This window comes from Flavobacterium sp. (assembly GCF_013822155.1).
GTDB lineage: Bacteria > Bacteroidota > Bacteroidia > Flavobacteriales > Flavobacteriaceae > Flavobacterium.
In genome coordinates this window covers 12422-26683 of the sequence record NZ_PNJW01000021.1, presented here as the reverse complement: position 1 = coordinate 26683, position 14262 = coordinate 12422, and the positions used below count along the sequence as shown (strand labels likewise).

The window sequence follows — 14262 nt, the reverse complement described above, 5'->3', positions numbered from 1 at the left end:
TTAGTGGAAATACTTCTTGTAATATTTATACCCTTGAAAAAAACCTAAAATAACAAATACACTTGGGATGATTATTTTCAGGAGGTATTTTGCGAAAAAATCGGTTTGATTTACTACAAAATCTAAAGATAAAATGAGTGCCAACATCCCGAAAAATGTACCTAACAAAGTTCCTAAAATATAAAAGTACTTTCTTGAATTTGAAATTTCAATATGTTGATTATTCAACAGAAATAAATTCCAACCCAACCAAAAAGGAATTTGGATAAAATTAAAACAACTTAAAAGTAAACCCACTAAAAAAGGTGGATTTGTAAATAAACTATCTATTACTTCGTGTTGGTCACTTTCTGATGATGCACTTGAATAAAACACATACGCAATGAGGAACATAAATAGGATTGAAAAAAAAGCTATATATTGAAGCAATTTTTTTGACTGTAACAATTGATTGGCAAAAAGTAGCGTCAAATAAATCACTACTAATTCTACTGAAATAACTCCAAGTAGGTAGTAAATTGTATCCATCAATCCAAACTTTCGATACACTTCAAATCCCACAACATTCAAATAACCCAAAGGAATTGAACCAATGAAACTGATTAAAAAACCAACGCCTATGTTCTTGAGTTTTTGCATTAAAAATGATAAATTTTTGCTTGCTGTTGCATTTGTAATTGGTATTGCTCAACGCCTTCTTTAAAGGTTAAATAAGGAAATCCGTTTTGATGGTTTTGTACACTTATTTGGAACATGTAGGAAATGTGTCGGGCTAATTCATACCAAGCAAAAAACAAGGAATGTTTTGGGTCATAAATATGCGTGGGTTCACTGCCGGCTCCGTTTAACTCCACGATTGAAAAGTTTTTTCCGTTTGCTAAATCGTCCCACGTTTCATACATCAAATCCATTCTGCCAAAATAAAACTCCGGTATTTGCTGACACATTTGATCAATTACATCTGTTAGTTTTTCTGAAATTAAATGACTCACATCTATGAATTTGGCACCTCTTGCATGGTTACCGTAAGGTACCAAATTGCGTTTCTGACCTTTGGCCAAAACCTGATCCAATTGATTTCCATACTCTTTCTGAAGTGATTTCAATTGTAACTCATATCTTGGATTAGACTTTAAAAGTGCTGTTATTGTTGAAATGCCGTCACCGGTGACTTCCAAAAATTCCTTCCCTACAATTCCTGTAATTTTACCTTTTTGTTGATTGGGAAAGCGTACATAAAAAATGCCAACTTCATTGGTATACGGAATCAAATCCTGAATCAAATAATCAAAATTTGCTTTGTTATGATAATCTTCCAATTCAATTAAATCATGAATCTTTTTTACTGCAGAACCACGTAATCCTATATCCGGTTTGGCAATAAAAGGAAAAGTAATGGAGGATTTTTCGAGAATTGAAAACACTTCTTCCTTGGTACTGTTTTCAAGAATTAAATCGGTTTTTGGATAAAATTGTTGTGGAATTAAATCATAAATCTCCTTTTTGCTTTCGGCAATAAATCCGCCATTTCTTATTCGTGGATTACACGCATTGAAAAAGAAAAGTGTACGAGATTTGATTGCATAAAAAATCCACAAAAAATAAATAGGAATATAGACAATTTGAAATGGCCAATATTCCCAATGAAAAAGTTTATGTATAAATAATTTCAAATTAACGAGTCGTATATGAATTAACAAAATGTTTTTGACTCCTTAAATCAACATGTGAAAGCACAACTTCTTTTTTAGTAATAATTGTTTGTGTGATACTCAACGTTTTCAATGCTTCATCACGATTAATTACCAAACCGAAATCTTGATTTTTTTCTTCAGTATATCGATGAAAATGAAACAATTCTGAACCATCTACTTGCTGTTTTTTATTCAAAAATTCTGAAAACCATTGAGCTCTTTTGGAACGAATCTCATTTGAATATAATGTTGACGAAGACCAAATATGATGAGTTGTTGCATCTAATTGTATCATCTCTTTTTCTACTTCATTCCATCGCAATTGATATAATTCGAAGTTTAAGAAAAGCACCAATGTAAACGGCTCAATATTCTTTAAATCGATGGAATTCCACTCTTCAATAGGAACCTCAGAACTGATGACATCTAAAAGAATTAAACCCCTGCTTTTCCGATACTTTTTTTTAATTTGATGTTTTTCTGCAGCTCCATTTAACAACACCAAAGCAGTTCCGCTTTCGGTAATTGCAAACCAAGTCCCTCCTGCTTTTGGGTCTTTGGGAAAAACAACATTCTTGCCATTAATAGAATATAATTTGGGTTCAATTGCACAGGGTCTAATCACACTCTCATCACGATTGGAAGTAATGATAACTTGGTCATTCGACACAACAAAACTTACTGTGCACATTGTTTTCTGTATTCAATTGTAGAAGGAGCTACTCCGAAACTCTCAGTAATAACAATAGAATTATTTTGCAAAACAGCTACCTTTATTAATGCCTGATGATGAATACAATGCTCTAAATTATAAAGCAATTCTCGGTAGTAATTGCTTTCGGTAGTAATTTCATACCCTTCTATCATTTGAACCAACCGAATGTATTTATTTGGTTTTTCCAATTCATTCAAACAATTTTCAATGGCTGCTTTTGCCGTATTTATATCTGTTTCAATGGACCGATCTCTTTTTCGGGAATCGTAATTAATAACACCCTCAGAATACTGAACATTTAAGCATTGAAACATTTCAATAATGTGTCGTGTATGTTGGCCAATTGACGCATTACTCAAGAACGAACAAGGATAAACATAATCATCCTTTGTAAGTTGATTTAGTAAATCGTTCAATTCATTCATTGCTTTTCGAATAGGAAATAACAGCATACACTTTCAATTTTTCTCAAAAATAACAAAAAAACCCTTTGAGAAATTTCTCAAAGGGTTTAATTTATAAAATTTAAATTTGCTTATGAAACCAATCCTCTTGAAATTACAATGCGTTGAATTTCAGATGTTCCTTCGTAAATTTGTGTAATTTTTGAATCACGCATCATACGTTCTACATGGTATTCTGCCACATATCCGTTTCCGCCGTGAATTTGAACGGCTTCATTGGCCACTTCTAAAGCAATTTCAGAAGCATATAATTTTGCCATTGCACCGGAATGTGCAATATCTTTTCCTTCATCTTTTTCACAGGCTGCTTTCATAATTAATAATTTTGCTGCTGTGATTTTCACATACATATCTGCCAATTTAAATGCGATGGCTTGGTGCTTGAAAATTTCTTTTCCAAATGCTTTTCTTTCATGCGAATATTTTAAAGCTAATTCATACGCTCCGGTTGCAATTCCTAAAGCTTGCGATGCAATTCCTATTCTTCCACCATTTAATACATTCATTGCAAAACTGAACCCAAATCCATCAACACCAATTCTGTTTTCTTTAGGAACTTTCACGTCAGTAAACATCAACGAATGGGTGTCGCTTCCGCGGATTCCCATTTTCTTTTCTTTCGGTCCGATTTCAAATCCTGCCCACCCTTTTTCAACTATAAAAGCATTGATTCCTTTATGCCCTTTTTCTACATCGGTTTGGGCAATTACTAAATATGTTGAAGCTGTTCCGCCATTGGTTATCCAGTTTTTTGTTCCGTTTAATAAATAATAATCTCCCTTGTCGATAGCCGTAGTTTTTTGAGATGTGGCATCACTTCCCGCTTCCGGTTCTGATAAACAAAAAGCTCCAATTACTTCCCCTTTTGCTAACGGAACCAAATATTTCATTTTTTGTTCTTCGCTGCAATATTTTTCCATTCCGGCACAAACTAACGAGTTATTAACCGACATAATAACGGCGGCAGAAGCATCCACTTTTGCAATTTCTGTCATCGCCAAAACGTAGGAAATACTGTCAAGGCCTGCTCCACCATATTTTGGATCAACCATCATTCCCATAAAACCTAATTCAGCCATCATTTTCACTTGCTCTGTTGGGAATTTTGAATGTTCATCTCTTTCAATGACACCCGGTAATAATTCTTGTTGAGCAAAATCACGTGCAGCTTGCTGAATCATTAAATGCTCTTCGGTAAGATTAAAATCCATAACTATAAAATATTGTTTGTTTGTTTCTTAAATTTGAAGGCAAAAGTATAATATTAAAGTCATAATTTCAAACGTTTTCGTAATTTTAGACCATGTTTAAAGAATCCTATCAAGTCATTGGAGTCATGAGCGGAACATCATTGGATGGTATCGATTTGGCTCACGTTCATTTTACTGTAAAAAACAATCTTTGGAACTACAAAATTACAGAAACAGAAACCATTCCGTACACTCAAGAATGGCTAAACAAACTTAAAAATGCAGTTGATTTTTCTGAAAATGAATTGATTTCACTAAATGAAGATTACACGGATTATTTAGGAAATACAATCAAAAAATTTATTGACAAACATAAATTACATTTGATTGATGCTGTTTGCAGTCATGGTCATACCATTTTACACCAACCTCAAAAAGGATTGACTCTTCAAATTGGAAATTTACCCAAAATAGCTGAAATTGTTGAGGAAACAGTTGTCTGTGATTTCCGAGTCCAAGATGTGGAATTAGGTGGTCAAGGAGCTCCTTTAGTACCTATTGGTGACAGATTGTTGTTCTCTAAATATGATTTTTGCTTGAATTTAGGAGGTTTTTCAAATGTTTCGTTTGAAGAAAAAGGGCAACGAATAGCATTTGATATTTCGCCGGTAAATACCGTTTTGAATTATTATGCCAATCAATTAGGTTTGGAATATGACGACAAAGGAAAAATTGCAAGTTCAGGAAAAGTAAATCTAGATTTATTAAATGAATTAAATAGTTTGGATTATTATCAAAAACCTTATCCGAAATCATTAGGGTTTGAATTTGTCAAAAAAATTATCTTGCCATTAATAGAAAACTATACTGTTTCAATTGAAGACAAAATGAATACGTTCATAGAGCACATTGCCATTCAAACCGATTTTTCACTCCCAAAAAAAGAGGGTAAATTATTGATAACCGGCGGCGGTGCATATAATGACTTTCTTGTTGAAAAAATGCAAAAATATTTACCAAAAATGCAATTAATTATTCCTGATTCCAAAACTTTAGAATACAAAGAAGCTTTGATTTTTGGATTACTTGGAGTATTGAAATTACGCAATGAAATTAACGTTTTGAGTAGTGTGACGGGAGCAAAACACAATCATTGTTCCGGAAATATTTTTAATTAATCAAATCTGATTTTATTTTAAAAACAGTACACTTTTTATACACTTTCGGATAAAATGAGACCAAAATCCTTTCTGTTGCATTTCAAAAAAAATAATTTAGCGGGATAAATTCAATATCACAATGAAAAAAACTCTCTTTACCGCTTTACTTCTTCTTTGCCCTTTGATGATTTATAGTCAAAACAAAAATGATTTTTCAGAAAATACTCCAGTATTAAAAACTAAAGGGAAGCAATTGATTGATCCGTCGGGAAGCCCAATCCTGTTAAACGGTACAAATTTGGGGAATTGGTTGGTTCCGGAAGGGTACATGTTCAAATTTGAGAAAGTAAATTCACCTAGAAAAATTGATGAATTTCTTTACGAAATGATAGGTCCTGACAGTCTAGAAGTATTTTGGGACAAATACCTTAACAATTATATTACCCATGACGACATCAAATATTTAAAACAAATTGGATGCAATCACCTTCGTATTCCCTTTCATTACAAAATGTTTACACAAGATTTATACATGGGTAAACGAAATGCCGGATTTATTTATTTAGACAAAGTTATTGAGTGGTGTAGACAAGAAAATTTATATGTATTGTTAGACATGCATTGTGCTCCGGGAGGTCAAACGGGTGACAATATTGATGATAGTTATGGATATCCTTATTTGTTTTTTAGTAAAAAATCTCAGGATTTATTGAGTGATATTTGGGTTGACATTGCGAAAAAATACAAAAATGACCCTATAGTTATTGGTTATGATCTAATTAATGAACCATTAGCACACTATTTTAAAGATGAAATTAAAGATTATAATCTTCGCTTACATTTGCTTTACAAAAGATTGGTGGCTGATATTCGAAAAATAGATAAAAAACACACCCTATTTTTAAGCGGTTCTGTTTGGGGTGGTGATTTTGGTGTTTTTGAAGAAATTTTGGACAACAATGTAGTTTATGAATTTCACAAATATTGGTTTGATGTAAATCAAGAATCTGTCCAATTTTATGTCGATTTTAGTGAAAAACATGACGTCCCTATTTATATAGGCGAAACAGGAGAAAACACGGAAGAATGGATACGGGATTTTCGAATACTTTTGGATAAAAATAAAATAAATTGGTGTTTTTGGCCATACAAAAAAATGAACAATCCCCGAGGAATTATGAATTTTGATCAACCGGAAAATTTCAATTTACTAATTGATTTTGCAAAAAGTGACAGAAGTTCATTTGAAAACATTAGAAAAAATCGCCCAAATCCCGAATTGGTTCAAAAGGCATTAAATCAATACTTAGAAAATTGTCTTTTTAATAAAGGTAATTTCGAAAATCCCGGTTATTTAGAAGGGTTGGGTTATAAAAATCATAAAATAAAAAAACGGTAATCAACACAATTCCAAAATAAATAGATAGTAAATTCTCATTAAATCAATTGGCTTTTTTATTTTAAATAGAAAAAGGCCTAATTATTAAACTTTTTGCCTAAAAACTTTAGTAAAAAAAATCATTAATTGATATTAAAAATTAAATTTGCAATGCAAAAACAAACAGACTAAACCGAATGAAAGAATTACTCAAAAAATTTGAAAATAAAGAACCTGAAATAATATTTAATTGGAAAGATGCTGAAACAGAAGCTGAAGGATGGACAGTAATTAATTCTCTTCGAGGTGGTGCCGCCGGTGGTGGAACCAGAATGCGAAAAGGATTAGATATGAATGAAGTACTTTCCTTGGCTAAAACCATGGAAGTAAAATTTTCAGTATCAGGTCCGGCTATTGGTGGAGCAAAATCAGGCATTAATTTTGACCCTAATGACCCAAGAAAGAAAGGCGTTTTGCAACGCTGGTATAAAGCAGTCTCTCCGCTTTTGAAAAGTTATTATGGAACCGGTGGTGATTTGAATGTTGATGAAATTCACGAAGTTATTCCAATTACAGAAGAATGTGGTGTTTGGCATCCGCAAGAAGGAGTTTTCAATGGCCATTTCAAACCAACAGAAGCTGATAAAATCAACCGCATAGGTCAATTACGCCAAGGTGTAATTAAAGTGATTGAAAATCCTAAATTTTCTCCGGACGTTAACAGGAAATATACTGTTGCTGATATGATTACCGGATTTGGTGTTGCCGAAGCAGTTCGTCATTATTATGATATTTACGGCGGAAGTGTTGTTGGGAAAAAAGCTGCAGTTCAAGGATTCGGCAATGTAGGTTCCGCCGCCGCCTTTTATTTGGCTGATATGGGAGCAAAAGTAGTTGGAATTATTGACCGTGAAGGTGGAATTATAAATGAAGACGGTTTCACTTTTGAAGAAATAAAACGATTGTTTTTAAACAAAGATGGTAATAAATTGGTCGCTCCAAACATGATTCCCTTTGAAGAAATTAATCAAAAAATTTGGACCATTGGTGCTGAAATTTTTGCACCCTGCGCAGCCTCAAGATTGGTGCAAAAAGGCCAAGTCGACCAAATGATTGCCTCCGGTTTAGAGGTTATTTCGAGTGGTGCCAATGTTCCTTTTGCAGATAAAGAAATTTTCTTTGGTTCTATCATGGAAGAAACAGATGCGAAAGTTAGTTTAATTCCTGATTTTATAGCCAATTGTGGAATGGCTCGCGTATTTGCTTATTTCATGGAGAAAAAAGTTCAAATGACAGATGAAGCTATCTTTTTTGACACCTCAGAAACGATTAAAAGAGCTATTGAAAAAGCTCACTCCCTTAATAATTCAAAAACAAACATAAGTGCAACTGCTTTTGAAATTGCACTAAAACAATTAACTTAATCTACATTCGATGGCACTTTTTATCATCCTATTATTTGTTGTTGGTTACTTATCGATAACACTAGAACATCCTTTAAAATTAGACAAAACTGTTCCCGCTCTTTTAATGGCCTCCGTTATGTGGGCTTTTTTGGCCATTGGATTTCACCAGGGTTGGTTTACCGTAATTGACGGTTATGGCTCCGTTTTTAATATCGCTTCCGGTGAAATTCATCAACAGGAACACGGTTTTGAAAGTTTGCTTTTGCATCATCTCGGTAAAACCGCTGAAATTTTAGTATTTCTTATCGGAGCAATGACTATTGTAGAATTAATTGATTTACATCGTGGTTTTGACGTGTTAAAAGGGATGGTAAAAACCACAAGTAAAATTAAACTTTTATGGATTACAGGAATCATTGGATTCTTACTTTCCTCTGTAATTGATAATTTAACTGCTACAATAGTATTAATATCTTTATTGCGTAAATTAATTCAAAATAGAGAAGAACGCATTTGGTATGTTTCCTTGATTATTATTGCTGCAAATGCCGGAGGTGCATGGTCACCAATCGGGGATGTTACAACAACCATGTTATGGATCGCCAAAAAAGTAACAGCTGTAGGTTTATCTGAGTATATAATTGTTCCAGCAGTTATTTGTTTTGTAGTTCCTTTTGCATTAGCCTCTCGAATGAAAATTTTTAAAGGAGACATTCAAATAGAAATAAAAAACAATGAAGAGGAACAGAAACTATTAAGTAGTAAAACTATGCTTTGGGTGGGTTTAGGTGCCATTGTTTTTGTGCCCATTTTTAAAACGCTAACCCATTTACCTCCTTATGTAGGTATGATGTTTAGTTTAGCTATTGTATGGTTAGTTTCAGAATATATTCATCCCGAAGATCATTTTGATAAAAGCAAAAAACATTTATATTCTGCTCAAAAAGCATTATCAAGAATTGAAATATCAAGTATTTTATTCTTTTTAGGGATATTAATGGCTGTTGCAGCACTAGAATCATTAGTATTCGGAACTATTCAGGGTCAGGAGGTTGGAACTTTACGCTATGCCGCAGAAAGTATTAGTAATGCCATTCCAAATATGGATGTTGTTATAATATTATTAGGAGTCTTATCAGCTGTGATTGACAATGTTCCGTTAGTAGCTGCCTCTATGGGAATGTATACTTATGAAATTGATCATTCAGCTTGGCATTTTATTGCTTATTCAGCCGGAACAGGTGGAAGTATGTTAATTATTGGCTCAGCAGCCGGTGTTGCTGCTATGGGAATGGAAAAAATCGATTTCATTTGGTATCTTAAAAAGATAACTTGGTTGGCTTTTGCCGGTTTTATTGCCGGAGCAATAGCATTTTTGTTTATTGAGCATTTTGTTCGTTAAACAATTTAAAACAGTATTTTAGCGTTACTTAATTTAAATCAAATAATATGCAAGCAATAGATAGTTTAGCAACAACACAAAATGCAGTTTTAGATCCTCAACCCATTGAAAAAACATTATCCATCTGGGAACTTGTTTCAAGTGGTGGAATTGGTGGTCAAATGATTATGATAACATTAGGATTGTTATTTTTCTTTGCTTTATACCTTTATTTTGAACGTTTGATGGCGATTAATGCTGCTTCAAAAATAGATGTGAATTTCATGAATAATATCAAAATGAATATTATGAATGGAAAAATTGATGCTGCCAAAATGCTTTGTGCACAAACCAATTCACCAGTTGCCAGACTAACCGAAAAAGGAATTTCCCGAATTGGAAAACCTTTAGAAGACATAAATACAGCCATCGAAAATGCCGGTAAATTAGAAATCTATAAATTGGAGAAAAATGTCAGTATGTTAGCTACCATTTCCGGAGCAGGGCCGATGATTGGGTTTTTAGGTACTGTAATTGGTATGATTCTTGCTTTTCATAAAATGGCTAGCGGAGGAGGACAAATTGAAGTGGGTGCTTTAGCTGAGGGTATTTACACAGCCATGACTACTACAGTAGCCGGGTTGGTTGTAGGTATCATTTCATTTATGGGTTATAATCACTTAGTAGTAAAAACAGACAAAGTGGTTCATCAAATGGAAGCCAATGCAACTGATTTCTTAGACCTTTTAAACGAACCATCATAATATGAATATTCGAGGTAGAAATAAAGTATCACCGGAATTTAATATGTCGTCGATGACGGATATTGTATTCTTGTTATTAATTTTCTTTATGCTTACATCCACCATGGTAACCACAAATGCGTTGGATTTGGTTCTGCCTAAAGCAAAAGGGAAAACAGATAGCAATAAAAATATTTCAGTAAGCATCAATAAAGATTTAGAATTTTTTATTGATAAAGACCAAGTTCAGGAAGCTGATTTAGAATCAAAATTGTTAGCATTGTTTTCAAATAAAGATGATAAAGCTATTATTTTAAGAGCTGAAGAAGGTGTGCCCATTGAAAAAGCAGTAAATGTTTTGGATATTGCCAATAGAAATCAAATCAAAGTAGTTTTAGCCGTTCGACCTAAATAAACTTAGTCATGAAGTTTTTAGAAACTGAATACGAAAAAAAATCTTTTGCATTAAGTGCTTCAATTACAATTGGATTGTTATTGTTGTTTTTTGTATTTGGGTTAACCTATATAGATCCGCCGCCGGAAAATGGTATTGCTATTAACTTTGGTAACACCGATGCTGGTTCAGGAAACACTAACACAACCGAGCCGGTAAAAACAGAACCTAGAGAAGTTCTTGAACAACCTGTAGAAGAAGCAATATCTAAACCTACTTCACCAAGTAAGGTCTCCGAAAATGTTCTTACAGCCGATAACGAAGCGGCCATTGCCATAAAAAGACAAAAAGAAATAGCTGACGCAAAAGCAAGTGCTGATGCTAAAATAAAAGCTGCTGAACAGAAAAAAAAGCAAGAGGAAGTCGATAAAAAAGCAAAACTAGATGCCTTAATTGGTGGTGTTAAAAAGTCTGATGGAAAAACTAGTGGTGGAGACGGAACAACTACTAACCCGGGAAACCAAGGAAAAATTGACGGTAGTATTTATTCAAACAGTTATTATGGCAGCGGAAAAGGAATAGGCACCGGAAATGGAAGTTGGGGATTAAACGGAAGAAAATTATCTAAACCCGGAGCCGTAAAAGCAGACTGTAATGATGAAGGAACAGTTGTTGTGGAAGTAAAAGTAAGTAAAAACGGAACTGTTACAAATGCAAAGTTCAGTCCAAGTGGTTCAAACACATCAAGTATTTGTCTACAAGAAGCTGCTATTAAATCTGCATACAAATACAAGTGGAATGATGATTCTAATGCTCCCGACAATCAAATTGGATTCATCGTATTTAACTTTAGAAACGGAGAATAAAAAAACAAAAATTACATAGCTACAAACCTCACTTTTGTGGGGTTTATTTTTTGAAAACAATGAATTATCAGGAAACCGTAAATTGGCTCTTTAACCGACTTCCAATGTATCAACAACAAGGAGCTTCTGCTTATAAAGCAGATTTAACTAACACAATACTTCTTGCAAATTATTTAGGAAATCCGGAGAAAAAACTAAAAACCATTCATGTAGCCGGAACGAATGGAAAAGGCTCAACGTCTTCCCTTCTAGCTTCAGTCCTTCAAGAAGCTGGTTATAAAGTTGGGTTGTATACTTCTCCTCATTTAAAAGATTACAGAGAAAGAATTAAAATAAACGGAAATGAAATTTCAGAAAAATTTGTAGTTGATTTTGTTTCAAAACATAAACCTTTCTTTGAATCAAATGATTTAAGTTTCTTCGAAATGACTGTTGGACTAGCTTTCGACTATTTCGTTCAGGAAAATATAGACATTGCCATTATTGAAGTTGGATTAGGAGGCAGATTGGATGCTACAAATATTATTAATCCGTTAATTTCTGTAATTACAAATATTGGTTTAGACCACACGCAATTTTTAGGCAATACAATTGAAGCAATTGCAAAAGAAAAAGCAGGAATAATTAAACCTTTATCTCCTGTAGTAATTGGAGAATATACTACTGAAACAAAACCAATTTTTGCGGCAAAAGCAAAAGAAAATAAATCTGAAATTTATTATGCCGCGGATTTAATAAAAGAGGTATATCCCACTGAATTGTTAGGAGATTATCAATTTCAAAACAGAAAAACAGTACTGCAAACAATTCAAGTTTTGCAAAATCAAAATGAATTTACCATCACAGAAAAAAACATAAAAGATGGTTTTATGAAAGTGGTTCAAAATACAGGACTGTTAGGCAGGTGGCAACAAGTAAATAAAAATCCAAAAGTAATTTGTGATACAGCTCATAATAAACATGGCTTAACAATTGTATTAAATCAAATTAAAAAAGAGAAATATCAAAACCTTCATATTGTGCTAGGAGTAGTCAATGATAAAGATTTAGATGACATTTTACCTTTATTTCCTAAAAAAGCTACCTATTATTTTTGTAGACCCAATATTTCACGTGGTTTGAACGAAAAATTATTAAAGGAAAAAGCTTTGACATTTGAATTAATCGGAAAAGTATATCTTTCTGTTTCAGAAGCTTATAATAATGCTTTAAAGAATGCCAGTCCAAATGACTTTATTTATATAGGTGGCAGTACTTTTGTTGTAGCAGAAATTTTATAATTTTTTTACATTTTTATTTGTAGAAACAAAAAACTGTTCTATATTTGCACTCGCAATCAAGCACTAATCGGGCGATTAGCTCAGCTGGTTCAGAGCACCTCGTTTACACCGAGGGGGTCGGGGGTTCGAACCCCTCATCGCCCACAAAACTCCTTAAGAAATTAGGGAGTTTTTTTATTCAAAAGGGTCATTAACTCAGTTGGTTCAGAGTGTCACGTCGACAACGTGGAAGTCATTGGTTCGAATCCAATATGACCCACTTTTTTATAAAAAATCTAATGTTCGTTCTAGAGCCATTCCTCTGGAACCTTTTATTAGGATAAAATCATTTTCAAATTTATTTTCTTTTAAAAAAATTGAAAAATCTTCAAATGAAAGGAAAAAACTAAGGTATTTATTTTCAATTTTAGAATTATAAAATTCTTTTCCGATTAAAAAACAAGTAAAATCAACTTGCGAAATTAATTTATTTACAATTGTTTGATGCTCCTTTTTACTTTCATCTCCTAGCTCAAACATATCACCTATAATTATAACTTTATTTGCTTTTTTCAATTGAATAAAATTATCCAAAGCAACGTCCATACTGCTTGGGTTAGCATTATAGGCATCTAGTATGATTTCATTTCCGTTTTTAAATATGATTTGTGATCTGTTATTTTCTGGCATATAAGATTCAATACCTCTTTCAATATCATTCAATGCAACTTCAAAATATTTTCCTACTGTGATTGCTGCAATAATATTTGTAGCATTGTACAAGCCTATTAAGTTCGATTGAATGTCTATCCCATCATAAACAATTTTAACAAAAGGATTAGCTTCAACTTTTTCAATAAAAACATCTGCTTCATGATTAACTAGACTAAAAACTATTCTGTCTATTGACGTTGTTTTTTCAAATTGAATAGCATCATCAAAATTTACAAAAGCTTTTTTATTAAACTTTTGAAGAAAATCATACATTTCGCTTTTGCCCTTAATCACTCCTTCAACCCCTCCAAAACCTTCTAAATGAGCCTTTCCGAAATTTGTAATATAACCAAAATCAGGCTTGGCTAAGTCACATAAAAAAGCAATTTCCTGTTGATGATTAGCCCCCATTTCAACAATTCCAATTTCAGTTTCTTTAGTAAATGATAACAAGGTCAAAGGTACTCCAATATGATTATTTAGATTACCAACAGTAGCTTTAGTAGTATATTTTTGAGATAAAACAGCTTGAAATAATTCCTTAGTTGTTGTTTTACCATTACTACCTGTCAATGCAATAATTGGTGTTTTTAAATAATTCCTATGGTATTTAGCTAATTCTTGGAGACAATTTAAGGAGTCTTCTACCAAAATGGTTCGTTCATCAATATAATAATCTCCGTTATCAATTACGACATAAGCAGCTCCATTTTCTAAAGCCTGCTTGGCAAAAGTATTTGCATCAAAGTTTGTTCCTTTTAATGCAACAAAAAACGAATTAGTATTTATTTTTCGGGTATCAATTGAAACTGAAGAACAAAGCAAAAAACAGGAATGAATTTTTGAAATATCCATAAACTAAAAAAAATTAAAAATAAAAAGCCCTAAAAAGGGCTTT

The 14262-nt window shown here is 32.8% G+C and carries 14 protein-coding genes and 2 tRNA genes; 10 read left to right on the top strand and 6 right to left on the bottom strand.

All coding sequences use genetic code 11. The features are described 5' to 3' along the window. The 5 genes from C0512_RS07155 to C0512_RS07135 form a co-directional block, all read right to left on the bottom strand. Complete coding sequence (locus C0512_RS07155; RefSeq protein WP_290860077.1) at positions 1-639, bottom strand: hypothetical protein; 639 nt, start codon at positions 637-639, stop codon at positions 1-3. Continuing rightward, positions 639-1673 carry a D-alanine--D-alanine ligase gene (locus C0512_RS07150; protein WP_290860076.1) on the bottom strand — a complete coding sequence of 345 codons (1035 nt, stop codon included), beginning with the start codon at positions 1671-1673 and terminating at the stop codon, positions 639-641. Before C0512_RS07150 ends, C0512_RS07155 begins: the two co-directional genes overlap by 1 nt. Position 1674: 1 nt before the next feature. Next, positions 1675-2385: an NRDE family protein gene (locus C0512_RS07145; protein ID WP_290860075.1), complete on the bottom strand. Its 711-nt coding sequence runs from the start codon at positions 2383-2385 to the stop codon at positions 1675-1677. Beyond that, on the bottom strand, positions 2373-2861 hold the full coding sequence (locus tag C0512_RS07140; RefSeq protein WP_290860074.1) for a DinB family protein: 489 nt from the start codon (positions 2859-2861) through the stop codon (positions 2373-2375). The genes C0512_RS07145 and C0512_RS07140 overlap by 13 nt, the downstream gene beginning before the upstream one ends. A gap of 83 nt (positions 2862-2944) precedes the next feature. After that, positions 2945-4084 (bottom strand): acyl-CoA dehydrogenase family protein, encoded by a 1140-nt coding sequence (locus C0512_RS07135; RefSeq protein ID WP_290860073.1) that lies wholly within the window; start codon positions 4082-4084, stop codon positions 2945-2947. A 92-nt stretch (positions 4085-4176) separates the two neighbouring features. Between C0512_RS07135 and C0512_RS07130 the strand changes: the two genes are divergently transcribed. The 10 genes from C0512_RS07130 to C0512_RS07085 all read left to right on the top strand — a co-directional run bounded on the left by C0512_RS07130 (position 4177) and on the right by C0512_RS07085 (position 12930). Further along, complete coding sequence (locus C0512_RS07130; protein ID WP_290860072.1) at positions 4177-5241, top strand: anhydro-N-acetylmuramic acid kinase; 1065 nt, start codon at positions 4177-4179, stop codon at positions 5239-5241. 121 nt (positions 5242-5362) lie between these two features. After that, positions 5363-6622: a cellulase family glycosylhydrolase gene (locus C0512_RS07125; protein WP_290860071.1), complete on the top strand. Its 1260-nt coding sequence runs from the start codon at positions 5363-5365 to the stop codon at positions 6620-6622. 176 nt (positions 6623-6798) lie between these two features. Beyond that, positions 6799-8025 (top strand): Glu/Leu/Phe/Val dehydrogenase dimerization domain-containing protein, encoded by a 1227-nt coding sequence (locus tag C0512_RS07120; protein ID WP_290860069.1) that lies wholly within the window; start codon positions 6799-6801, stop codon positions 8023-8025. Positions 8026-8035: 10 nt separating this feature from the next. Continuing rightward, positions 8036-9409, top strand: a complete 1374-nt coding sequence (nhaD, locus tag C0512_RS07115) for a sodium:proton antiporter NhaD (RefSeq protein ID WP_290860067.1) — start codon at positions 8036-8038, stop codon at positions 9407-9409. Between the two features lie 47 nt (positions 9410-9456). Continuing rightward, positions 9457-10152, top strand: coding sequence for a MotA/TolQ/ExbB proton channel family protein (locus C0512_RS07110; protein WP_290860065.1), 696 nt, complete (start codon positions 9457-9459; stop codon positions 10150-10152). A gap of 1 nt (position 10153) precedes the next feature. After that, a complete protein-coding gene (locus C0512_RS07105; protein WP_290860063.1) occupies positions 10154-10546 on the top strand; it encodes a biopolymer transporter ExbD in 393 nt (130 codons plus the stop codon). 8 nt (positions 10547-10554) lie between these two features. Beyond that, positions 10555-11391: an energy transducer TonB gene (locus tag C0512_RS07100; protein ID WP_290860061.1), complete on the top strand. Its 837-nt coding sequence runs from the start codon at positions 10555-10557 to the stop codon at positions 11389-11391. 59 nt (positions 11392-11450) lie between these two features. Then, entirely contained in the window at positions 11451-12671 is a 1221-nt protein-coding gene (locus C0512_RS07095; protein ID WP_290860059.1) for a folylpolyglutamate synthase/dihydrofolate synthase family protein, read from the top strand. 69 nt (positions 12672-12740) lie between these two features. Beyond that, positions 12741-12815 (top strand) — tRNA-Val (locus tag C0512_RS07090). Between the two features lie 40 nt (positions 12816-12855). Continuing rightward, a tRNA-Val gene (locus C0512_RS07085) sits at positions 12856-12930 on the top strand. Positions 12931-12935: 5 nt separating this feature from the next. Here C0512_RS07085 and murF read toward each other — a convergent pair. Continuing rightward, complete coding sequence (murF, locus tag C0512_RS07080) at positions 12936-14219, bottom strand: UDP-N-acetylmuramoyl-tripeptide--D-alanyl-D-alanine ligase (RefSeq protein WP_290860057.1); 1284 nt, start codon at positions 14217-14219, stop codon at positions 12936-12938. Positions 14220-14262 lie beyond the last annotated feature (43 nt).